We start from the raw sequence: 22,110 nt of genomic DNA, 5'->3' as shown, positions 1-22,110 counted from the left end.
CCCATGGGCAACATCGACGTCGACATCTCGGCCAAGGTCTAGCTCCATGCGAATCGCCGCCGCGGTGGTGAGCATCGGTCTAGCCGTCATAGCAGGGTTCGCGGTCCCTGTTGCCGACGCACACCCGTCGGAGCCCGGGGTTGTGTCCTACGCGGTGCTCGGAAAGGGGTCGGTCGGCAACATCGTCGGCGCCCCAATGGGGTGGGAGGCGGTGTTCACCAGGCCGTTCCAGGCGTTTTGGGTCGAACTACCGGCGTGCAACAACTGGGTGGACATCGGGCTGCCCGAGGTGTACGACGATCCCGACCTGGCGTCGTTCAACGGCGCTACCACGCAGACGTCCGCCACCGACCAAACCCACCTGGTCAAGCAGGCGGTTGGGGTATTCGCCAGCAACGATGCCGCAGACCGGGCGTTTCACCGCGTTGTCGACCGAACCGTGGGCTGCTCGGGGCAGACCACCGCGATCCACCTGGACGACGGGACGACGCAGGTGTGGTCGTTCGCCGGTGGGCCGTCGACCGGCACCGACGAGGCCTGGACCAAACAAGAGGCCGGCACCGATCGACGATGCTTTGTTCAAACCAGGCTGCGCGAAAACGTATTGCTGCAGGCCAAGGTCTGTCAGTCCGGCAACGCCGGTCCCGCGGTCAACGTGCTGGCCGGGGCAATGCAGAACACACTGGGCTGAGTTGGCCAGTTCATTCGCGCGGCGGGGCGGTCGGCAGGATAAACCGGTGGCGGCTATCGTTCTGGTAGCTGCGCAACCAACGGTCCGCAGGGCATGTTTTAGGCATGCGCCGGGCCCGGAGGGATCGTGATATGACGCTTGCCGCCATGACCGCCGCGGCCTCGCAGCTGGATAACGCTGCCCCGGACGACGTCGAGATCACCGATTCGTCGGCCGCCGCGGAATACATCGCGGACGGCTGCCTCGTCGATGGTCCGTTGGGACGCGTCGGTCTGGAGATGGAGGCGCACTGCTTCGACCCGGCCGATCCGTTTCGCCGGCCCAGCTGGGAAGAGATCACCGAGGTTCTCGAATGGCTCAGTCCGCTGCCGGGCGGCAGCGTGGTCAGCGTGGAGCCCGGTGGCGCCGTCGAACTGTCCGGACCGCCCGCCGACGGCGTGCTGGCAGCCATCGGTGCCATGACGCGCGATCAGGCGGTGCTACGGTCGGCGCTTGCCAATGCCGGGCTGGGTTTGGTCTCCCTGGGTGCAGACCCGCTGCGGTCGCCGGTGCGGGTCAATCCGGGCGCACGCTATCGGGCCATGGAGCAGTTTTTCGCCGCCAGCCATAGCGGAGTGCCGGGTGCGGCGATGATGACCTCGACAGCCGCGATCCAGGTCAATCTGGATGCCGGACCGCAGGAAGGATGGGCTGAGCGAGTCCGCCTGGCGCACGCCTTGGGGCCGACGATGATCGCGATTGCCGCCAACTCCCCGATGCTGGGCGGCCGGTTTTCCGGCTGGCAGTCCACCCGGCAGCGGGTGTGGGGCCAGATGGACTCCGCGCGCTGCGGCCCCATTCTTGGTGCCAGTGGCGACCACCCCGGCATCGACTGGGCTAAGTATGCCTTGAAGGCGCCGGTGATGATGGTGCGAAGCCCGGACGCTCAAGACACCCGTGCGGTGACGGACTACGTGCCCTTCACCGACTGGGTTGACGGTCGGGTGCTGCTGGACGGTCGCCGCGCTACCGTCGCCGACCTGGTTTACCACCTGACAACGTTGTTCCCGCCGGTGCGTCCTCGGCAATGGCTGGAAATTCGCTACCTCGACAGCGTGCCCGACGAGGTGTGGCCCGCGGTGGTGTTCACCTTGGTGACACTGCTCGACGACCCGGTGGCGGCAGATTTGGCGGTCGACGCGGTCGAACCGGTGGCCACGGCCTGGGACACCGCGGCCCGGATCGGCCTGGCCGACCGGCGGCTCTACCTGGCAGCCAACAGATGCCTGGCCATCGCCGCGCGGCGGGTACCGACTGAACTCATCGACGCGATGCAGCGGTTGGTGGACCACGTCGACAGGGGTGTTTGCCCGGCAGACGATTTCTCCGACCGGGTGATCGCGGGCGGCATCGCGTCAGCCATCACCGGGATGATGCACGGGGCGTCGTGACTTCACCCGAGCAGCTGGCTTGTCATCTGGCGCGGGCGCGGGCGCGGACGTTGCGGCTGGTCGACTTCGACGATGCCGAGCTTTGCTGCCAGTACGACCCGTTGATGAGCCCGCTGGTGTGGGACCTGGCACACATCGGTCAGCAGGAGGAGTTGTGGCTGCTACGCGGCGGCGACCCAGGCCAGCCCGGGCTTTTGCCGCCGGCGGTCGAGGGTCTCTACGACGCCTTCGAGCATTCCCGCGCCAGTCGCGTGGAACTGCCGTTGCTGTCCCCGGCGCGGGCGCGGTCCTACTGCGCAACGGTGCGCTCCGCTGCGCTGGATGCCCTTGCCGCTCTACCTGAAGACGGCGACAGCTTCGTGTTCGCGATGGTGATCAGCCACGAAAACCAGCACGACGAAACCATGCTGCAGGCCTTGAACCTACGGACCGGCTCGCCACTGTTGGCCGCGACTTCCGCCCTGCCCGCCGGACGGCCGAGGATGGCCGGAACGTCGGTGCTGGTAGCCGGCGGCCCGTTCGTGCTGGGCGTGGACGCCGCGGACGAACCGTGCTCATTGGACAACGAACGTCCGGCTCACGTCGTCGACGTGCCCGCATTCCGGATCGGCCGGGTTCCGGTCACCAACGGTGAATGGCAAGACTTCATCGACGACGGCGGTTACACCCAGTCGCGGTGGTGGTCGGAACGTGGCTGGCAGCACCGCCAGCGCGCGGGGCTGACCGCTCCGCAATTCTGGAGGTCGGGCGGGCGGACGCGGACCCGGTTCGGGCACGTCGAGGACATTCCCGCCGATGAGCCGGTGCAGCATGTCAGCTACTTTGAGGCCGAGGCATACGCCGCCTGGGCAGGCGCGCGGTTGCCCACCGAGGTGGAGTGGGAGAAGGCTTGCGCGTGGGATCCGGCGACTGGTTCCCGCCGCCGCTACCCGTGGGGAACCGAGGAGCCCACAGACACCTATGCCAACCTGGGCGGTCAAACGCTGCGCCCCGCGCCGGTGGGTGCCTACCCGGCCGGGGCATCGGCGTGCGGGGCCGAGCAGATGCTGGGCGATGTCTGGGAGTGGACCACCTCGCCGTTGCGGCCCTGGCCGGGGTTCGTCCCGATGGTCTATGAGCGTTACTCACAGCCGTTCTTCGGCGGCGACTACCGCGTGCTACGCGGCGGCTCGTGGGCGGTGGAGCCGGCCATCCTGCGGCCCAGCTTCCGCAACTGGGATCACCCGTATCGCCGCCAGATCTTTGCCGGTGTCCGGTTGGCGTGGGACATCTGATGTGTCGTCACCTGGGGTGGCTCGGGGCAGCGGTCGCGGTTTCTTCGTTGGTGCTGGACCCGCCGCAGGGTCTGCGGGTGCAATCATATGCGCCGCGTCGGCAAAAGCACGGGCTGATGAACGCCGACGGTTGGGGTGTCGGCTTCTTCGACGGTGCCATTCCCCGGCGTTGGCGCAGCCCGGCTCCGCTGTGGGGGGACACGTCGTTTCACTCGGTCGCGCCGGCGCTGCGTAGTCACTGCATCCTCGCCGCGGTGCGCTCGGCGACCGTCGGTATGCCGATCGAAGTCAGCGCGACCCCGCCGTTCACCGATGGGCACTGGTTGCTAGCGCACAACGGTGTGGTTGATCGTGCCGTGTTGCCGGCGGGCCCGGCGGCCGAATCGGTCTGTGACAGCGCGATACTCGCGGCCACCATCTTCGCTCACGGTCTGGACGCTCTGGGAGACACCATTGTCCAGGTCGGCGCGGCCGACCCAAATGCCCGACTAAACATCGTGGCGGCCAACGGTTCCCGGCTCATCGCGACCACCTGGGGAGACACGCTGTCCATCCTGCGGCGCGCCGACGGGGTGGTGCTGGCCAGCGAACCATACGACGACGACTCCGGTTGGGACGACGTGCCGGACCGCCACCTGGTGGAGGTAACCCAAAAGGGTGTCACGCTGACCCCATTGGACCGCGCGAAAGGACCTCGATGAGACTGTCGGTTGCCAACCATCTGGGCGAGGATGCGGGGCATCTGGCGTTGCGCCGCGATGTGTACTCTGGCCTGCAGAAGACACCGAAATCGTTACCGCCCAAGTGGTTTTACGACACGGTGGGTAGTGAACTGTTCGATCAGATCACCCGGTTGCCGGAGTACTACCCGACCCGAGCCGAGGCCGGAATCCTACGGTCCAGATCGGCCGAAGTGGCTTCCGCCTGCCAGGCCGATACTTTGGTCGAGTTGGGTAGCGGCACCTCGGAGAAGACCCGGATGCTGCTGGATGCGTTGCGCCACCGGGGATCGCTGCGCAGATTCGTCCCGTTCGACGTCGACGCCAGCGTGCTGTCGGCAACTGCGACCGCAATTCAGCGTGAATACAGTGGTGTCGAAATCAACGCTGTTTGTGGGGATTTCGAGGAGCATTTAACCGAGATTCCCAGGGGAGGACGGCGCCTGTTTGTGTTCTTGGGGTCCACGATCGGCAACCTCACGCCTGGGCCGCGCGCGCAGTTCCTGACGGCCCTGGCCGGGGTAATGCGGCCGGGCGATAGCTTGCTGCTGGGCACCGACCTGGTCAAGGACGCGGCCCGGCTGGTGCGCGCCTACGACGATCCTGGCGGGGTGACGGCTCAGTTCAATCGCAACGTGCTTGCGGTGATCAACCGGGAACTCGAAGCGGATTTCGACGTCGATGCCTTCCACCACGTCGCCCGTTGGAACAGCGCAGAAGAGCGGATTGAGATGTGGTTGCGTGCCGACGGTCGCCAGCGGGTACGGGTCGGTGCACTGGACCTGACCGTCGACTTCGACGCCGGGGAGGAGATGTTGACCGAGGTCTCGTGCAAGTTCCGGCCGCAAGCGGTCGGTGCCGAGTTGGCCGCGGCCGGACTGCATCGCATCCGATGGTGGACCGATGAAGCCGGTGACTTTGGCCTGTCGCTGGCCGCCAAGTGAGCAAAAACGATTCGCTGGCCGACCGATGGCGGGCAGCGCGCCCGCCCGTCGCGGGGCTACACCTGGACAGCGCGGCCTGTTCGCGCCAGAGTTTCGCCGCACTCGACGCCGCAGCCCAGCACGCGCGGCACGAAGCCGAGGTTGGCGGTTACGTCGCGGCCGAGGCCGCCGCCGCGGTGCTCGACGCCGGACGTGCGGCGGTCGCCGCTCTGAGCGGCCTGCCCGACGCCGAGGTGGTGTTCACCACCGGCTCGCTGCACGCGTTGGATCTGCTGCTGGGCAGGTGGCCTGGGGAGAACCGGACGCTGGCCTGCTTGCCCGGCGAATACGGGCCGAACCTGGCTGTGATGGCCGCCCATGGCTTCGACGTGCGTCCGTTACCAACCCTGCAGGACGGCAGGGTAGCGCTCGACGACGCGGCCTTCATGTTGGCCGACGACCCGCCCGACCTAGTGCACCTGACCGTGGTGGCCAGCCACCGTGGCGTCGCACAGCCGCTGGCGATGGTGGCGCAACTGTGCACCGAGCTGAAACTGCCGCTGGTCGTGGATGCCGCGCAGGGCCTGGGCCACGTGGATTGTGCGGTGGGTGCCGACGTCACGTATGCGTCGTCGCGCAAGTGGATCGCCGGGCCCCGCGGAGTTGGGGTGCTGGCGGTTCGTCCTGAGTTGATGGAGCGGTTACGTGCGAGGCTGCCCGCGCCAGACTGGATGCCGCCGCTGACAGTGGCCCAACAACTCGGATTTGGCGAAGCCAATGTAGCTGCGCGAGTGGGGTTTTCGGTCGCACTCGGTGAGCATCTGGCGTGCGGGCCGCAGGCTATTCGGGCACGCTTGGCTGAGCTGGGCGACATCGCCAGGACCGTACTCGCCGATGTGTCCGGTTGGCGGGTGGTCGAAGCGGTCGACGAGCCTAGCGCGATCACCACCCTGGCGCCGATCGACGGCGCCGACCCGGCAGCGGTGCGGGCCTGGTTGCTCTCGCAGCGGCGGATCGTGACCACCTACGCCGGAGTGGAGCGGGCACCGCTGGAACTGCCGGCGCCGGTGCTGCGGATCTCGCCGCACGTGGACAACACCGCCGATGACCTGGACGCCTTCGCCGAGGCGTTGGTCGCGGCGACCGCGGCGACCAGCGGCGAACGTTAGCCTCAGCCGGCCTTGTGGGCGGTGAGTAGATAGGCGGGGAACTTCACCCGACCCTTCTCGTCGTGATCGTATGGCGGGAATTCGACTGGCGCTCCGGCCAGCTGGGGCGGAATCGTGACCGGATTGACATGAATGAAGGCGGGCCGGATTTCGTCGATCTTCCAGTATTTGCTCACCGCGGCACGCAACTCGTCCTCGTCGACTTCGTTTGGCTTGACTTCCAGCTCGGCGGGGAAGGCGCCCTTGGCGAAGACCAGCACGTAATAGCTGGCGCCCGGGGCCGCCGCGCGGTGCACCGAGCTCAGATAGCGGTCGCGGCTGTCCACCGGCAGCGAATGAAACAGGGTGCTGTCGATCACCGTGGAAAAGCGGCCGGCGGAGCCGGCTGGATAAGCCGCGAACTCCGTGATGTCGGCCTGCACGAAGCTGGCCGTGGTCAAACCGCGCTCCTCAGCGGCCTTGGTGGCAGCCGCGACGGCGGTGGGCGTGAGGTCGATGCCGACCACGGTGTAGCCGTCGGCGGCAAGGGCCAATGACAGTTCGGCGTATCCGCATCCGGCGTCTAGCACGTCACTGCGGACCTTGCCGGCCGCGATCAGCGCTGCCAGTTCAGGCTGGGGTTCACCGATGTTCCACGGCGGCGGCCCGTCGAAGGAGCCTTGCTCACGGTAGGCACTGTCCCAGTCCATTACCTCGTCGGTCATGGCTCCCAACCTACTCGTGGACTACGTGTCCCAGGTATGCACGGGTTCGTTGCTGTGCATGTGCTCGCAGTACCGGCGCAGCATCTCAGCCAGTGCCGCGGGCCGGGTCAGCCCGCCGTCTTGTAGGGCCGCCACGGTGGCGACCTGCCAGTGCGCGCCGTTGCGGCCGGTCTGGGCGCGACCGCCGATGACACCCAGGAACCGGTCGCGTACCGCCGCGTCGACACCCCACCGCCGCAGTCCCTCGTGTGCCATCGGCAACAACGTGCCCAACACCAACTCCCGCGTCGTCACCTCGCCCAAGCCCGGCCAATCCAACTGGGCGTCCATGCCGTACCTGGCGGCTGCCAGGAAATTCGCTTGTGCCGCAGCGAAATTCATCTGCGTCCACAATGGGGGGTCGGCCTCGGACAGACCGCGTAGTGCGCCGTAATAGAAGGCATGATTCGCCAGCATGTCAACGACCGTCGGCCCGGCGGGTAGCACCCGGTTCTCCAGCCGCAGATGCGGGCGCCCGTCGACCACGTCGTACACCGGCCGGTTCCACCGGTACACCGTGCCGTTATGCAGCCGCAATTCGGACAGGTGTGGGATGCGTCCAGCCGAAAACTCTGCGAGGGGGTCCTCGTCGGACACCTCGGGTAGCAGGGTGGGGAAGTAGCGGATGTTTTCCTGAAACAAGTCGAGGACGGAGGTGATCCAGCGTTCGCCAAACCATACCCGGGGGCGCACCCCTCGCGATTTCAGCTCCTCGGGACGGGCATCAGTGGACTGTGTGAACAGCTCGATGCGGGTTTCCGACCACAGCTGGTGGCCGAAGAAATAGGGCGAGTTGGCACCTAGTGCTAACTGCGGTCCGGCCAGTACCTGAGCCGCATTCCAGTTAGCCGGAAAATCCGCCGGTGCTAGCTGCAAATGTAATTGCACACTGGTGCAAGCGGATTCGGGTGCGATGGATCCGGCATGGCAGCTCAGCGGTTCCGGGCCGGCGATGTTGATGGGGATATCCTCGCCGCGGGCCTTGAAAATCGACTCGTTGAGAGCCGCATAACGCGCTGATGCGCTCATCCAGCCGTCGGTCAGATGCTCTGGCATCAGTGTGGGCAAGATGCCGATCATCACGATGTGAGCTCCGCTGCAGCTGGCCTTGGTCTCGGCATCGTTGAGGCTGGCGCGGACTTCGTCCTCCAGCTCTAGGCAAGTGCGTCCCGGTAGCGGGCGAGGCGGAACATTGAATTCGATGTTGTAAGCGCCTAATTCGGTCTGGTACGCCGGGTCGGCAATGGCATCCAGCACATAGCGGTTCGACATGGCCGGCTGGTAGTCGGCGTCGACGAGGTTGCATTCGATCTCCATGCCGGTGAGTGGCCGGTCGGCCTCGAAACTGGTCTGCGCAAGCATGGTCTCGAAGACGTCCAAGCACAGCCGCACCTTGCGCCGGTACTCGCGCTGATGTTCGCGGCTATATGTGGTGCGCGTGACCTCTTCGCCCACATTGGTGATGCAACAGGTTTCGTGCCGGCAGCGCAAGAAGGGTGAGATCGTTCGCATCAGATGCATATCGAGTTAGCATCTGATGTATGCGCACTACGATCGACCTCGATGACGACATACTGCGGGCGTTGAAACGACGCCAGCGCGAGGAGCGCAAAACGTTAGGGCAGCTCGCCTCCGAATTGCTTGCGCAAGCTCTGGCGGCCGAGCCTCCTCCAAACGTTGACATCCGCTGGGCGACTGCCGACTTGCGGCCTCGTGTGGATCTTGACGACAAGGACGCTGTTTGGGCGATTTTGGACCGTGGGTGAGCGAAACCTTTGACGTCGATGTTCTGGTCCATGCGACGCACCGAGCCAGCCCGTTTCACGATAAGGCGAAGACGCTCGTTGAGCGATTCCTGGCTGGGCCAGGGCTGGTATATCTATTGTGGCCCGTCGCGCTGGGTTATCTGCGGGTTGTCACCCATCCCACGTTGTTGGGTGCGCCGCTGGCGCCTGAGGTCGCCGTCGAAAACATCGAGCAATTCACCTCACGACCGCACGTGCGGCAGGTCGGCGAGGCCAACGGATTCTGGCCCGTCTATCGGCGAGTAGCCGACCCGGTCAAGCCGCGGGGCAATCTGGTTCCCGACGCCCACCTCGTCGCGCTCATGCGCCATCACGGCATCGCCACGATCTGGAGTCACGACCGCGACTTCCGCAAGTTCGAGGGCATTAGAATTCGCGACCCCTTCGCCGGCTGACGGCGTCGGACCCGCCGCTGCGGTGGACCATCATGGACGATTACATGCAGTGTCCGACGCCATCCTAGGAGAGCAATTGGCCGAGTCCTCGGATTTCATAGCCGCCATCGACCAGGGCACCACCAGCACCCGCTGCATGATCTTCGATCACCACGGTGCCGAGGTGGCCCGCCACCAGCTCGAGCACGAGCAGATCCTGCCCCGGGCCGGCTGGGTGGAGCACAACCCGGTCGAGATCTGGGAGCGCACCGCGTCGGTGTTGATCTCGGTGCTCAACGCCACCAACCTATCGCCGAAAGATATTGCCGCGTTGGGGATTACCAACCAGCGTGAGACGACGCTGGTATGGAATCGGCACACCGGACGGCCCTACTACAACGCGATCGTATGGCAGGATACCCGCACCGACCGCATCGCGTCGGCGCTGGATCGAGACGGTCGTGGAAACCTGATCCGCCGCAAGGCGGGCCTGCCGCCGGCAACATATTTCTCTGGCGGCAAGCTGCAGTGGATCCTGGAAAATGTCGATGGAGTCCGCGCGGCCGCCGAGAACGGCGACGCATTGTTCGGCACACCGGACACCTGGGTGTTGTGGAATCTGACCGGCGGGCCGCGGGGGGGTGTGCATGTCACCGATGTAACCAACGCCAGCCGGACCATGTTGATGGATCTAGAGACGCTGGACTGGGACGACGAGCTGTTGTCGTTTTTTTCGATACCTCGGGCCATGCTGCCCGAGATCGCATCGTCGGCGCCGTCGGAGCCTTACGGTGTCACGCTGGCGACCGGGCCTGTCGGCGGTGAGGTGCCGATCACCGGAGTTCTCGGTGATCAGCATGCGGCCATGGTCGGTCAAGTCTGTCTGGCCCCAGGGGAGGCGAAAAACACCTATGGGACCGGCAATTTTCTGCTGCTGAACACCGGTGAAACGATCGTGCGATCGAATAACGGCCTGCTAACCACGGTGTGCTACCAATTCGGGAACGCTAAACCCGTGTACGCGCTTGAAGGTTCGATCGCGGTGACCGGCTCGGCGGTGCAGTGGCTACGCGATCAGCTGGGCATCATCAGCGGCGCCGCACAGAGTGAGGCGCTGGCCCGCCAGGTCCCCGACAACGGCGGCATGTATTTCGTGCCGGCGTTTTCCGGGCTGTTCGCGCCATACTGGCGGTCCGATGCGCGCGGCGCGATCGTCGGGTTGTCGCGGTTCAACACCAACGCGCACCTGGCGCGCGCAACGCTGGAGGCGATCTGCTACCAGAGCCGCGATGTGGTGGACGCCATGGAAGCAGACTCCGGTGTTCGCCTGCAGGTGTTGAAGGTGGATGGCGGGATCACCGGCAACGACCTGTGTATGCAGATCCAGGCCGACGTGTTGGGTGTGGATGTGGTGCGGCCGGTGGTCGCCGAGACCACCGCACTAGGTGCGGCCTACGCGGCGGGCTTGGCGGTCGGGTTCTGGGCGGCTCCGTCCGATCTGCGGGCCAACTGGCGAGAGGACAAGCGGTGGACACCGACGTGGGACGACGACGAGCGTGCCGCGGGCTATGCCGGCTGGCGCAAGGCGGTGCAGCGGACCCTGGATTGGGTTGACGTGTCCTAGCTTTCGCTGTGCGCCTGAACATGTCCGCACGCTCGGGGGATCCGGCGCAGCGAAGACTAGCTGCTAGCCCGGCGGCGAGAATCCCGGGCCGTCCGGCGCCTGCTGCGGCCAGGGAGCGGCTTGCGGTGGCGGATCTGGCTCCGGCCAGGGGATCACCGGCTGCTGAGGAGGCCACGGCGTGGCGCCGGACAAACCGGGCGGCCAACCCCGATGAGGCGCCATTTGGGCCCATGGCGCCTGTCCTGCGGGAGGCAGCGTGGGACGCAGTCGCAACAGTTCACGCCGGTGTCGTTCGGCGAGGACGGCGGCCAGGACCAACTGTGGTGGAACTCCGGGTGGCGGCGGCGGAGCGATGCGGGCAACCACATCACCGGCGATCCGGTAGGCCATCTGCTCGCGTAGCGCAGGATCGAGTTGCGGTGCCCGCACCAGAAATTGACGTGCAACCTCGGCTTGGCCGGCGGTAAGCCCAGACAATTGCAGCGACGACGCCCACCAGGCCAGCGACGGTGGCATCACCGGCGGCGGCCCCAACCGCGGACCACGTTCGCTGACAACGACCGTGCCCGCGAAGACGTCGCCGACTCGCTTGGCTTTTGGCGACAACATGCTGCAGATCACGGCGGGGCTCCCGAGCAGCATCCAGATCTCCACCACCGACGCTAACGCGCGAAACAGCGCCTGCCGGAACCGCTCCGGGCCACCGTCGTCTGACACCACCCGCAGACCCATCACGATCTTCCCCACTGATCGGCCCCGCGTTGCGGTTTCCCAGACCAGGGGATAGCCGACCAGCGCCAGCACCGTGAAGATGATCAGGAATGCGGTGGTCAAGGCTTCGTCGAACTGGGTCAGGGCGGTCGCCCACAGCATCAGACCGAGGATGTAGCCGATGAATATTATGGTGATATCGATGACCGCGCTGACCGCGCGCACCGGCAACTGGGCGATCTGTACGTCGAGCACCACGGCGTCGCCGGTCACCACTTCCGACATACCAACAAACGCTACAGGCTTTGGTGCGGTGCTCTGCTGCACTCGGCCTTGGCCACCGCTCACGCTCGGCGGCTTAGGTAGGCTGCGCAGGGTGGATGTCGACGCGTTCTTGCTGACCAACCGCGGCACGTGGGACCGGCTCGACCACTTGATCAAGAAGCGCCATTCACTGAGCGGAGCCGAAATCGACGAACTCGTCGAGCTATATCAGCGTGTGTCCACGCATCTGTCGATGCTCAGATCGGCTTCGTCGGACCAGTTGATGACCGGTCGGCTGTCGAGTCTAGTCGCGCGGGCTCGGTCCGCGGTCACAGGCGCGCACGCACCGCTGACCCGTACGTTCATTCGGTTCTGGACAGTGTCGTTCCCGGTCGTGGCCTACCGTACCTGGCGGTGGTGGCTGGCGACTGCGGTGGCGTTTTTCGCCGTCGTGGTGCTGATCGGGTTCTGGGTGGCCGGCAGTCACGAGGTGCAGTCCGCGATCGGGACGCCCACTGAGATAGACGAATTGGTCAGCCATGACGTCCAGTCCTATTACAGCGAGCACCCGGCCGCGTCGTTCGCTCTGCAGGTCTGGGTGAACAACTCCTGGGTGGCTACCACGTGCATCGCGATGTCTGTTGTGCTGGGGCTGCCGATACCGCTGGTGCTCTTCGATAACGCCGCCAACGTCGGATTGATCGCCGGGCTGATGTTCCAGGCGGGGAAGGGCGATTTCCTGCTGGGCCTGCTTCTTCCGCACGGGCTGCTGGAGCTGACGGCCGTCTTTCTCGCCGCGGCGATTGGGATGCGGCTGGGGTGGTCGGTGATATCTGCAGGCAACCGCCCGCGCGGACAGGTCCTCGCCGAGCAAGGACGTGGTGTCGTGTCGGTCGCGGTGGGCTTGGTGGGTGTGTTTCTGGTCGCAGGTCTGATCGAGGCGGTGGTGACACCGTCGCCGTTGCCGACGTTTGTTCGGATCGCCGTCGGGATCATCGCCGAGGCGGTGTTTCTGTCCTACATCGGCTACTTCGGTCGTCGTGCCGCGCAGGCCGGGGAGACCGGCGACATGGAGGACGCGCCCGACGTGGTCCCGACCGGCTGAACTCCCCCGAGAGTGAAACTCGCGACACGACACGCCGCGCTGGCGTCGCACATTTCACAATGGAGGTCGGAAATTAGAGGCGGCCGGTCGCTTTCATCGCCAGGTAGCGATCCGCAAGTCCGGGTGCGATTTCGGCGGGAGGAGCGTCGATGACATCTACCCCGCCTCGGCGCAGTTGTGACGCGATCGCACGCCGGTCGTTGCGGGCGCGCTCCGCAGCCGCAGCGTCGTACACCGCTGCCGCGTCGGACCGCCCGGCGGCCAGTTGATCGACGCGCGGGTCGGCAACCGCGGCGACCAGCACATGGTGTCGGGCCGACAACTGCGGCAGCACCGGCAACAGGCCCTCGTCGAGAGCGGTCGCGTTGAGGTCGGTCAGCAGCACCACCAGCGATCGCCTCCGGGTGCGCCGCAAGATGGCGGCAATCATTGCATGCCAGTCGGATTCGATAAGCGCCGGTTGCAGCGGGGCCATGGCATCGACCAGTTGGGCAAGCAGTTCGCTACGCGAGGCGCCAAACACGCCGGCGCGGCTGATCCGGTCGTGGGCCAGGAAGTCGACATGGTCGCCGGCTCGTGACGCCAGTGCCGCCAACAGCAGTGCGGCATCCATGGACCAGTCCAGCCGCGGCCACCCGGCGGGATCGGCGGCGGTCGGGTCGACACCGACCCGCCCCGCCGCCATGCGTCCGGTGTCGAGCACGATGACGACTCGGCGGTCCCGTTCGGGCCGCCAGGTGCGGACCATGACATCGGCGCGGCGTGCGCTCGCGCGCCAATCGATCGAGCGGACGTCGTCGCCGACGACATACTCGCGCAGCGAATCGAATTCGGTGCCTTGGCCGCGTATCAACGTGGGTAACAGCCCGTCGATCTCCCGCAGCTTGGCCAGCCTCGACGGCAGGTGCTTGCGAGACAGGAACGGCGGCAGCACCCGGACCAAGCCGGGCACCGACTGTGAACTCTGCCGTCCCGCCAACCCCAGTGGTCCGATCGAACGGGCCGTGACCATTGCTGCGCGCTGGTCCCCACGCCGAACTGGCCGCAGTGCAGTGTGCACCTGCTGGCGCTGCCCGGCAGCCACGTCGACATCGTGGGTGTGCGGCTGCGCACGGGCACTGGGCGGCCAGGCGTCACGAACCTGGCCGCGGAACCGGCGGCGGCCCCCATTGCAGAGCAGCAGGCTCGCGTCCACGGGCTGCCCGAGCCGGGCGGAGGTATACGGCGAGCGGGTAAAGCGCAACTTACGGGTGCTGGCCGCCAGCAGGGTGTCCACGGTCACCGCTACCGCAAGCGCCACCAGCAACATCACGAAAGCCCTTGCCGGCCAAGGGGACAGCGCTATCGGCAGGACGCAGATCAGGGCCAGCAAGCCGGTGCGTCCGGTTAGGATCATCTGCGCCGCTCTCCCCCGCAAGCGGGTGGGGGTACCTCCCACTTGTGGGGGCGTACCCCCACCCCATCGCTTCGTCCCCCGCAAGCGGGCGGTGCCCCCACTGCATCGTCGCCGGCGCCGATCACACGGATCACTAGCGGGGCACCGGAACCGAGGCCAGAATTCCGTCGAGAACGCCGTCGGGTGTGGCGCCTTCCAGCTCGGCTTCCGGGCGTAGCATCACCCGGTGGCGTAGCGTCGGTCGAGCCATCGCCTTCACGTCGTCGGGGGTGACGTAATCGCGCCCGGACAGCCACGCCCAGGACCGGGCGGTGCCCAGCAGGGCGGTTGCCCCACGCGGCGACACACCGAGCTGTAGTGCGGGCGAGGAGCGGGTGGCCCCGACGATGTCGACGATGTAGCCCAGCACCTCATTAGCGACCAGCACGTGGCGCACCGCCTCGCGGCCAGCCGCCAGCTCGGCCGGCCCGGCCACCGGATTGATCGCGGATAGATCGCGCGGGTCGAACCCGTGCGCGTGCCGGTCAAGGATGGCGATCTCGGAATCGCGTGCCGGCAGTGTCACATTCAGTTTCAGCAGGAAACGATCCAGTTGGGCTTCGGGCAACTGATAGGTGCCCTCGTATTCGATCGGGTTCTGCGTCGCGGCGACGATGAACGGGTTGGGCAGCGGCTTAGGCTCACCCTCCACACTGACTTGACGCTCTTCCATCGCCTCGAGCAGCGCGGCCTGCGTCTTGGGTGGGGTGCGGTTGATCTCATCGGCCAGCAGCAAATTGGTGAACACCGGGCCCGGCCGGAACACGAACTCGGCGGTGCGGGCATCGTAGACCAGTGAACCGGTGACGTCGCCTGGCATCAGGTCAGGGGTGAACTGCACCCGCTTGAACTCCAGTTGCAAAGCGGCGGACATAGCGCGGACAATCAGCGTCTTCGCCACTCCTGGAACACCTTCCAGGAGCACGTGCCCACGGCACAACAGAGCGATCACCAGGCCGCTGATCACCCCGTCCTGTCCGACGACGGCCTTGGCGACCTCGGCGCGTAATGCCAGCAATGCATCACGTGCCGATTCTGCTTCAGCCCGGTGAGGATGCGGCCCGGAAGGGGCCGCTGTAGGGGCACCACCCGCTTGCGGGGGATAGCCGGGCAATTCAGCGCCAGGGGTTTGGGTGGGAGGAGCTTGCGGGTTGGACGCGGACTGTGTCACGAGTGGGTGACCTGCCTTTCGATGTCGTCGAGCGCACGGGCAAGTTGTAACAGGTCATTGTCGGTGGCCGGTGCCGGGCCGAATAAATGGTAGGCAACAAACGGCGGGTCAGCTTTGCTGCGCTGCGCTATGGTTGTCACCACTGCTGGCGCCGGCGCGCCTGCGCCCACCCCAAGTCGGGGCCGCAGGCGTTGCAGCGTCGCGGTGCGTAGTGCGTCCGCGGCGCGATCACGCGCCCGACGGGATCGGTACAACCGACCGCGACCCTCGACAGTCTCCGACGCGCGGATCACAACGGGTAACTCCTCGGCCACCAGTGGACCGATCCGCCGGCCTTTCCAGAATGCCACCAAGAGCACCACCAGCCACAATTGCCAGATGGTCCAGTGCACGTTCTCCGGAATCAGGTCGGAAAGAGATGACGGAGAAGACATTTCCCCCTCAATGTGGTCGGGCGCGTACCAGACGAGACGAGGCCGGTTGCCCGCGAGGTTCATGGCCAGTGCGGCGTTGCCGGCCGGCAGCAGGCCGCCGTTGGTCATGAAGTTGCTGCTGCCAACCACCGTGATGGTTCGGCCCTCAGCACGAAAGCGGACCAATGCCCCGCCGTAACAGCTGGTCAACACCAGGTCGCCGGTGGCCTGGTAGGTGTCACTGGGCCCCCACTGCACCGATCCTGCCCGATTAGCTTCCCGCAGCGTACAATTCGGCTGACTGTTGAATGGGCTGGCGGCCGCGATGCGCAGTTGCGGCGTCAGCGCCGTACGAGTTCGTGAGGTGGGTGCCACCAGCAACAGGTCACCGGGGGCTTTCGCCAGCCGATCCAGCAGTGCGTTGTCGACTAGATACTGCGTCTGCGCCACCAACAGCAGCGAGTCGGGGCGTGCCGCGGCTTCGACATCGGCGATGGAGTCGGCCACGACAACCTCGACGCCGTGGTTGCCAAGCAGCGTCGCCAGCGCGTGGCCCCCCGTCGAGCTGGTGGACGCGGGGGCCATGGCGCCTCCAGGCCGTGGCGCCGTCAAATAGGTGCCGATCGAGGCCACGACGGCGACTGCGGCCAGCGTGAGCAACACCCCGCGCCACGGCCGTCGGCGGCGCACGGTTGCGAGACGTGTGGGAATCACCGGACCTGCGCCCACGAGTCGAACACGGCCGGGTGCTGCACTGCAGATACGACGGCCGGTGAACGGGACCGCAGATGGTCATCGAGGTCGGCGATCATTTGGTAGGCGCCTTGGCTTCCGGGTCGCTCGCCGTAGGTGACGTCGTTGAAAGCGGTTGCCGCCTGCGTCAATTCCCCTGCCAGATGCGGTAAAACCTCGCCCGCATCGCTGGCCAGCTCGTTGGCGGTGCGCCCGGCAGCCGGGTTGAGCATGCCGGTCTCCTCCAACTCGCGAGCCACGGCTTGTAGCCGGTGGCGGATCGCCGCAGCCCAATTACCCTCGGCGGCATAGCTTTCAGCCGTGGAGCGATGCTGGGCTGCGGTCAATTGGCCGGCGTCAAACAACTGGTAGTCACCGCCGCGGTTGGTGCGCATGGTGCGCCGTGCGATCTGGACGGCGGCGGTCACCGCGATCATCAGCAAGATGAGCAGCACGGTGATGGTGAACCAACCGCCAGGTATCGAGGATCCCTTCTCCAAAATCCGGTACAGCTGCTCGTCGATCCAGTCGGTGAGTTCCTTGGTCAGGGAGTCTTTGGGGTAGATCGGTTTGTCGAGCTCGCGTTGTGCGGCTTGGTGTGCGGCTTCGCGGTCGATGTCGATGGAGGGCACTGTCAGCCTGTCCTCACTAACTCCCTTTAGAAAGGCCGCGTGAGCCATAGGTTGTCGGTGGACTCCACCGGGGCGGGCCCGCCGGTGGGGCCGGCTTCTAAGCCGGTCTGCAATACCAGGTCGAAGGCCTCGGCACGGATACGGCGGTCGGTGTATAACAGCACGACAACTCCGGCGCTGAACGGCGCGGTGACAATCTGGCCGATCGTCACTCCGATGGCCGAGAGCGTAGCGCCGACGAGCCGCATGGTGACTGACCCGTCGGACGCTGTGACGGCCGTCACTATCTCGCCGACGATCATGAAAGGAGCCGCGATCGCATTACCAACTACGCCCACCACCAGCACCGTCAGCAGGCGGATGCCCAGGACCCGCCAGAAGCCATGACGCACGAGCGCAAAGGATCTGGTGATCGCCTCGACGATGGGCAGCCTCTCCAGCACGATCAGCACGGGTGCGAACAGCAGGACGACATACAAATAGGCCAGCGACACCCCAACCACGAGCAGCAGCGGGAAGCCGAGGAGGGCCGCCGCTGCCTCGTTGGCCGCCGCCGCGACCCCGGAAAGTATGACGACCGCCAGCCCGAGCACCGCCACCACGCCGGCTGCTTCCAGCAGTGCCAGGCCGAACAACGCGAGCAGGCGACCGCGAACCTTGGCCCACGCCTCGCCGACGGTGATCGGCGAACCGAACACGGCCCGCCCGACGATGACGGTGAGCATTCCGCTGAGCAGCACACCCGCTAGCCAGCTGACCAGGAGACTGGCGCCGAATGACGCTGACCAACCGCCCACCACCGCGCCGGTCAGCTCGTCGGGCTCCCCGGTCACGATGTCACCGAAGGCGGTCATGGGGCCAAATAGGGCCACCAGTGAGATGATTTGCAGGGTCACCACGACCATGGCGGTCAATCCCAGCGTCGCCTTCGGGTTAGCGCGGATGTAGCCGACCGCGCCGTTGAAGATATCGCTCAAGGTCAACGGCCGCAGCGGGATTATTCCTGGTTTGACCGCGCCCGGGGCGAGCGGTGGGCCATAGCCGGGCGGTGGGCCATAGCCGGGCGGTGGGCCATAGCCGGGCGGTGGTCCGCAGCCGGGCGGTGCGGCGGGGTAGCCGAGGGGTGGACCATAGCCAGGCGGGGGGCCATAGCTGGGCGGCGCACCATAACCCGGCGGGCCGTACCCGGGTGGTGTAGCGGGGTAGGGCGGATATCCGGCCGGCGCATATCCCGGCGCCACGGGCGGTGGTTCAACCGGGTAGCCAGGCGGCAGCGTGCTCACCGGACGCAGCAGCTGTCGTCGTTCGTCATGGCCTCCATCCTGTCCGCGGTCGGTGCATTTCTCAATGTAGGTCTCAGTGTCGGGTTTCGGGCGTTGCGGCGCGTAGCGTTTGTGCAATGGCGGAACTTAAATCCCAGCTTCGGTCAGACCTGACCCAAGCGATGAAGACGCAGGACAAGCTGCGGACCGCGACCATACGCATGCTGCTGGCCGCGATCCAGACCGAGGAGGTCTCTGGCAAGCAGGCAAGAGAGCTCTCCGACGACGAGGTGATCAAGGTGTTGGCCAGGGAATCGCGCAAGCGTGGTGAGGCGGCGGAGATCTACACCCAAAACGGCCGCGGTGAGCTCGCCGCCACCGAGCATGCCGAGGCACGGATCATTGACGAGTACCTCCCGACGCCGCTCACCGAGGGGGAACTGGCCGATGTCGCCGACACCGCCATAGCCGAGGTGGCCGAACAACTCGGGCATCGGCCCAGCATGAAACAGATGGGTCTGGTAATGAAGGCGGCCACCGTGATCGCCGCCGGGAAAGCCGACGGCGCACGCTTGTCGGCGGCGGTCAAGGAACGCCTATAGGCCAATTTCGACGGAGGCTATATGCGTGTCCGCACTCGAGGGTTGTTAGGCAATTCACCCACGCCCCAGCGCCTTCGCCGCGATTGCGGCCCGCACACAGGTCGTGTGCAGCCGGCAAATCCTACGCTAATGGGCCGCCGCCGCAGTTCGCAGGCGGGCTAGGCTTTCACCACACGGACGGCTCGGACAAGAGGATCGCCATTGTCAGCTCCCGACTCGATCACCGTCACGGTTGCCGACCATAACGGGGTCGCCGTGCTCAGCATCGGTGGCGAGATTGATTTGATCACCGCTGCGGCACTTGAAGAGGCCATCGGCGAAGTTGTGGCCGACAATCCGACGGCGCTAGTCATCGACCTTTCCGCGGTGGAGTTTCTGGGGTCGGTGGGGCTGAAGATTTTGGCGGCAACATCCGAAAAGATAGGCCAATCCGTCAAGTTCGGGGTGGTTGCACGGGGTTCGGTAACCAGAAGGCCGATTCATCTGATGGGTCTGGACAAGACCTTTCGGTTGTTTTCCACGCTCCACGATGCCTTGACTGGGGTACGGGGCGGCAGGATCGACCGGTAACGCCGTACAAACCGACGAGCATGCATGCTGTGATCGGCACCAGATAGTCGAGGCCTGCGGCGCACGCCACGTTGCCAGCGCGCCGCCGTGCGTGTCACGCGCCACATTTTGACGGTGTGGAAATGGTGTCTGGTAGCTGTCAATGTCCTGACGGCATCCTCGAAGAGCTGTTCGCCGGTGGCTGCCGACGGCCTGTATGGGTTACCTTGATCGGCAACCTTTTATCGCTGGGAGTGGTCATGGTCTACACCGGGAGTGACGCCGGTGATCATGCATCCGCGCCGCAGCCAAGCGGTAGCGGCAGCGTCCCCGCGAGTGTCAATGTGCCGGGGCTGGTGGTGGCTGCCGTGTGGGCTGTCGGGCTGGTTGCGGGTTTAGTTGCGCTGACGATCGGACACCTGGCGGTTGCCGCCGCGGCCCTGGTTGTGGCGGTCATGGCACCTTGGTGCCGGGTGGCCTATATCGCGCATGGCCAACATAGGGTCTGCGGCGAAACGCTGCGCGGGACGCCCGCCGGTGAAACGGCCTCATTCCCAACCGGCTGGCGCGGTCTGCGATTTTCGACGCGGTAGCGCCGGACCGCACCTTCGGGAACCGATGGTGCTGAGGTCGCTTGCTAGCCCTGCTGCGTTGACCGACCCGAAACGCTGTGCTTCTGTCGTAGGCGTGGCAGCGTTTGCGGTTCGCCGGGAGCACGCGCCGGATGCTTTGGGCGGCCCACCGGGCTTGCCGGCGCCCCGCGGATTTCGCGCGGCCTTCGCGGCCGCCTACGCGGTTGCCTACCTGGCGGGTGGCGAGCGCCGGATGCTGCGACTGATCCGTCGGTACGGACCGATCATGACGATGCCCATTCTCAGCCTGGGTGACGTTGCGATCGTGTCCGACCCGGCGCTGGCCAAGGAGGTTTTCACCGCTCCCACCGACGTCCTGCTCGGGGGCGAGGGGGTGGGGCCGGCAGCGGCGATCTATGGGTCGGGGTCGATGTTTGTCCAGGAGGAGCCGGAGCATCTTCGGCGTCGAAAACTCTTGACGCCGCCATTACATGGCGCTGCGCTGGATCGTTACGTTCCGATTATCGAGAACTCCACTCGCGCGGCGATGCATACATGGCCGGTTGACCGTCCGTTTGCGATGTTGACGGTGGCGCGGTCGCTGATGCTGGATGTGATCGTCAAGGTCATATTCGGGGTCGACGACCCCGAGGAGGCCCGGCGCTTGGGCCGGCCGTTCGAGCGGCTGTTGAATCTTGGTGTTTCAGAGCAGTTGACCGTGCGCTACGTACTGCGTCGGTTGGGCGCACTACGAGTCTGGCCTGCACGCGCCCGCGCCAACACCGAGATCGACGACGTCGTCATGGCGCTCATTGCGCAGCGGCGCGCCGATCCACGCCTGGGCGAGCGACACGACGTCCTGTCGTTGCTCGTGAGCGCGCGCGGAGAGTCCGGGGAACAGTTGTCAGACAGCGAGATTCGCGACGATCTGATCACCCTCGTGCTGGCGGGGCATGAAACCACGGCGACCACGTTGGCGTGGGCGTTCGACTTGCTGCTGCACCATCCGGACGCGTTGCGGCGCGTGCGAGCGGAGGCCGTTGGCGGTGGGGAAGCCTTCACGACGGCGGTGATCAACGAGACGTTGCGGGTGCGTCCGCCCGCGCCGTTGACGGCTCGTGTCGCCGCGCAACCACTAACCATCGGCGGTTACCGTGTGGAGGCTGGCACACGAATCGTGGTCCACATCATCGCGATCAACCGCAGCGCCGAGGTGTATGAGCACCCACACGAGTTCCGCCCCGAGCGGTTCCTCGGTACGCGGCCGCAAACCTATGCCTGGGTTCCGTTCGGCGGCGGCGTGAAACGCTGTCTGGGTGCGAACTTTTCGATGCGAGAGTTGATCACCGTATTGCACGTGCTGCTGCGCGAGGGCGAGTTCACCGCCGTCGACGACGAGCCAGAGCGGATCGTGCGGCGCTCCATCATGCTTGTGCCCCGCCGCGGCACTCGGGTGCGGTTTCGCCCCGCCCGTTAGCGGCAACCGTCCCAATGCAACAAGGCAAAGGATGATGAACAGACGCCCGAGTCGTGCGTTGCCGTCGAGAAATGGCCCGATCGCCTCGAATTGGTAATGCACCAGGGCGCAACGGATCAAGAGCGGCAGTTGTGGCGCTGCGTCGTGGAGATACATTTCCCAGTCATCCAACGCACGCCACATGTTGTCGACGGTCGGCGGAAACAACCCCGCGGTTTCGGGCCGATTGCTCGGGGAGGAAATCTAATTCTGGCTCCGACGAAACTCTCCCGGTTTACGTTCCTAGCAGGTGGGGGTCAGGCAGGAGGCGTCCGGCTCATGCGAGTCGTCCCAGTCCCGCGTCGGACTCCGAGAGAAGCATGATTGGCTCGGGGTGCAGAGCCAACTCCCGCGGTACGGGGGTGGGCCCATAGGCGTAATGCGCGGCGGGTCC

At 65.9% G+C, this 22,110-nt stretch carries 22 protein-coding genes and 2 pseudogenes; 14 read left to right on the top strand and 10 right to left on the bottom strand.

What is annotated here, in order from left to right:
* Positions 1-46 precede the first annotated feature (46 nt).
* The 6 genes from MCAN_RS19580 (at position 47) to egtE (ending at position 6,206) form a co-directional block, all read left to right on the top strand.
* Positions 47-691: a sensor domain-containing protein gene (locus MCAN_RS19580; RefSeq protein WP_003419812.1), complete on the top strand. Its 645-nt coding sequence runs from the start codon at positions 47-49 to the stop codon at positions 689-691.
* A 131-nt stretch (positions 692-822) separates the two neighbouring features.
* On the top strand, positions 823-2,121 hold the full coding sequence (gene egtA / locus MCAN_RS19575; protein WP_014001900.1) for an ergothioneine biosynthesis glutamate--cysteine ligase EgtA: 1,299 nt from the start codon (positions 823-825) through the stop codon (positions 2,119-2,121).
* Positions 2,118-3,395, top strand: a complete 1,278-nt coding sequence (gene egtB, locus MCAN_RS19570; RefSeq protein WP_003419808.1) for an ergothioneine biosynthesis protein EgtB — start codon at positions 2,118-2,120, stop codon at positions 3,393-3,395. The genes egtA and egtB overlap by 4 nt, the downstream gene beginning before the upstream one ends.
* On the top strand, positions 3,395-4,096 hold the full coding sequence (egtC, locus tag MCAN_RS19565; protein ID WP_014001899.1) for an ergothioneine biosynthesis protein EgtC: 702 nt from the start codon (positions 3,395-3,397) through the stop codon (positions 4,094-4,096). The genes egtB and egtC overlap by 1 nt, the downstream gene beginning before the upstream one ends.
* Positions 4,093-5,058 (top strand): L-histidine N(alpha)-methyltransferase, encoded by a 966-nt coding sequence (egtD, locus tag MCAN_RS19560; protein ID WP_014001898.1) that lies wholly within the window; start codon positions 4,093-4,095, stop codon positions 5,056-5,058. Before egtC ends, egtD begins: the two co-directional genes overlap by 4 nt.
* A complete protein-coding gene (gene egtE / locus MCAN_RS19555) occupies positions 5,055-6,206 on the top strand; it encodes an ergothioneine biosynthesis PLP-dependent enzyme EgtE (RefSeq protein WP_014001897.1) in 1,152 nt (383 codons plus the stop codon). Before egtD ends, egtE begins: the two co-directional genes overlap by 4 nt.
* Positions 6,207-6,208: 2 nt before the next feature.
* On the opposite strand, the gene MCAN_RS19550 is transcribed toward egtE, so the two are convergent.
* Both MCAN_RS19550 and MCAN_RS19545 read right to left on the bottom strand, forming a co-directional pair.
* Positions 6,209-6,910 (bottom strand): class I SAM-dependent methyltransferase, encoded by a 702-nt coding sequence (locus MCAN_RS19550; RefSeq protein ID WP_014001896.1) that lies wholly within the window; start codon positions 6,908-6,910, stop codon positions 6,209-6,211.
* Between the two features lie 21 nt (positions 6,911-6,931).
* The gene (locus MCAN_RS19545; RefSeq protein WP_041180325.1) at positions 6,932-8,404 is read right to left on the bottom strand and encodes a glutamate--cysteine ligase; all 1,473 of its coding nucleotides are present in this window, start codon (positions 8,402-8,404) and stop codon (positions 6,932-6,934) included.
* Between the two features lie 86 nt (positions 8,405-8,490).
* Here MCAN_RS19545 and MCAN_RS19540 point away from each other — a divergent pair, with 86 nt between their 5' ends.
* Genes MCAN_RS19540 through glpK form a run of 3 tightly spaced genes read left to right on the top strand, consistent with a single transcriptional unit; the run spans position 8,491 to position 10,752 of the window.
* The gene (locus MCAN_RS19540; RefSeq protein ID WP_015291658.1) at positions 8,491-8,715 is read left to right on the top strand and encodes an antitoxin VapB48; all 225 of its coding nucleotides are present in this window, start codon (positions 8,491-8,493) and stop codon (positions 8,713-8,715) included.
* Positions 8,712-9,149, top strand: coding sequence for a type II toxin-antitoxin system VapC family toxin (locus tag MCAN_RS19535; RefSeq protein WP_014001894.1), 438 nt, complete (start codon positions 8,712-8,714; stop codon positions 9,147-9,149). Before MCAN_RS19540 ends, MCAN_RS19535 begins: the two co-directional genes overlap by 4 nt.
* Before the next feature lie 49 nt (positions 9,150-9,198).
* Positions 9,199-10,752: a glycerol kinase GlpK gene (gene glpK / locus MCAN_RS19530; RefSeq protein ID WP_014001893.1), complete on the top strand. Its 1,554-nt coding sequence runs from the start codon at positions 9,199-9,201 to the stop codon at positions 10,750-10,752.
* Positions 10,753-10,815: 63 nt separating this feature from the next.
* On the opposite strand, the gene MCAN_RS19525 is transcribed toward glpK, so the two are convergent.
* Positions 10,816-11,748, bottom strand: a complete 933-nt coding sequence (locus MCAN_RS19525) for an RDD family protein (RefSeq protein ID WP_014001892.1) — start codon at positions 11,746-11,748, stop codon at positions 10,816-10,818.
* A 91-nt stretch (positions 11,749-11,839) separates the two neighbouring features.
* On the opposite strand from MCAN_RS19525, the gene MCAN_RS19520 reads away from it, so the two are divergent.
* Positions 11,840-12,832, top strand: a complete 993-nt coding sequence (locus MCAN_RS19520) for a stage II sporulation protein M (protein WP_003419778.1) — start codon at positions 11,840-11,842, stop codon at positions 12,830-12,832.
* Positions 12,833-12,905: 73 nt separating this feature from the next.
* Here the strand turns inward: MCAN_RS19520 and MCAN_RS19515 are convergent, their stop codons facing one another.
* The 6 genes and pseudogenes from MCAN_RS19515 to MCAN_RS19495 all read right to left on the bottom strand — a co-directional run bounded on the left by MCAN_RS19515 (position 12,906) and on the right by MCAN_RS19495 (position 18,615).
* The gene (locus tag MCAN_RS19515) at positions 12,906-14,228 is read right to left on the bottom strand and encodes a DUF58 domain-containing protein (RefSeq protein WP_014001891.1); all 1,323 of its coding nucleotides are present in this window, start codon (positions 14,226-14,228) and stop codon (positions 12,906-12,908) included.
* Between the two features lie 53 nt (positions 14,229-14,281).
* Positions 14,282-14,353: pseudogene (locus MCAN_RS24245) on the bottom strand (hypothetical protein); the annotation flags it as partial.
* An 8-nt stretch (positions 14,354-14,361) separates the two neighbouring features.
* Complete coding sequence (locus tag MCAN_RS19510) at positions 14,362-15,438, bottom strand: AAA family ATPase (RefSeq protein WP_003419775.1); 1,077 nt, start codon at positions 15,436-15,438, stop codon at positions 14,362-14,364.
* Positions 15,435-16,580: a DUF4350 domain-containing protein gene (locus tag MCAN_RS19505; protein WP_049805713.1), complete on the bottom strand. Its 1,146-nt coding sequence runs from the start codon at positions 16,578-16,580 to the stop codon at positions 15,435-15,437. Before MCAN_RS19505 ends, MCAN_RS19510 begins: the two co-directional genes overlap by 4 nt.
* The gene (locus MCAN_RS19500; protein WP_014001889.1) at positions 16,562-17,215 is read right to left on the bottom strand and encodes a DUF4129 domain-containing protein; all 654 of its coding nucleotides are present in this window, start codon (positions 17,213-17,215) and stop codon (positions 16,562-16,564) included. Before MCAN_RS19500 ends, MCAN_RS19505 begins: the two co-directional genes overlap by 19 nt.
* 26 nt (positions 17,216-17,241) lie before the next feature.
* On the bottom strand, positions 17,242-18,615 hold the full coding sequence (locus tag MCAN_RS19495) for a membrane protein (protein ID WP_014001888.1): 1,374 nt from the start codon (positions 18,613-18,615) through the stop codon (positions 17,242-17,244).
* Here MCAN_RS19495 and MCAN_RS19490 point away from each other — a divergent pair.
* The 4 genes from MCAN_RS19490 (at position 18,615) to MCAN_RS19475 (ending at position 21,677) form a co-directional block, all read left to right on the top strand.
* Positions 18,615-19,079 (top strand): GatB/YqeY domain-containing protein, encoded by a 465-nt coding sequence (locus MCAN_RS19490; protein ID WP_014001887.1) that lies wholly within the window; start codon positions 18,615-18,617, stop codon positions 19,077-19,079. The genes MCAN_RS19495 and MCAN_RS19490 overlap by 1 nt on opposite strands.
* Positions 19,080-19,280: 201 nt before the next feature.
* Positions 19,281-19,649: an STAS domain-containing protein gene (locus tag MCAN_RS19485; protein ID WP_003419762.1), complete on the top strand. Its 369-nt coding sequence runs from the start codon at positions 19,281-19,283 to the stop codon at positions 19,647-19,649.
* Positions 19,650-19,888: 239 nt separating this feature from the next.
* On the top strand, positions 19,889-20,221 hold the full coding sequence (locus MCAN_RS19480; protein ID WP_003901696.1) for a hypothetical protein: 333 nt from the start codon (positions 19,889-19,891) through the stop codon (positions 20,219-20,221).
* 25 nt (positions 20,222-20,246) lie between these two features.
* Positions 20,247-21,677 (top strand): cytochrome P450, encoded by a 1,431-nt coding sequence (locus MCAN_RS19475; protein WP_014001886.1) that lies wholly within the window; start codon positions 20,247-20,249, stop codon positions 21,675-21,677.
* Positions 21,678-21,710: 33 nt separating this feature from the next.
* Here the strand turns inward: MCAN_RS19475 and MCAN_RS23885 are convergent.
* Positions 21,711-21,884, bottom strand: a pseudogene (locus MCAN_RS23885) (Fic family protein); the annotation flags it as partial.
* Positions 21,885-22,110 lie beyond the last annotated feature (226 nt).

The sequence above is a fragment of the Mycobacterium canetti CIPT 140010059 genome, from assembly GCF_000253375.1.
Lineage (GTDB): Bacteria > Actinomycetota > Actinomycetes > Mycobacteriales > Mycobacteriaceae > Mycobacterium > Mycobacterium tuberculosis.
Note: the sequence above shows the minus strand (reverse complement) of the source record. Positions and strands in the feature narration are given on the sequence as shown.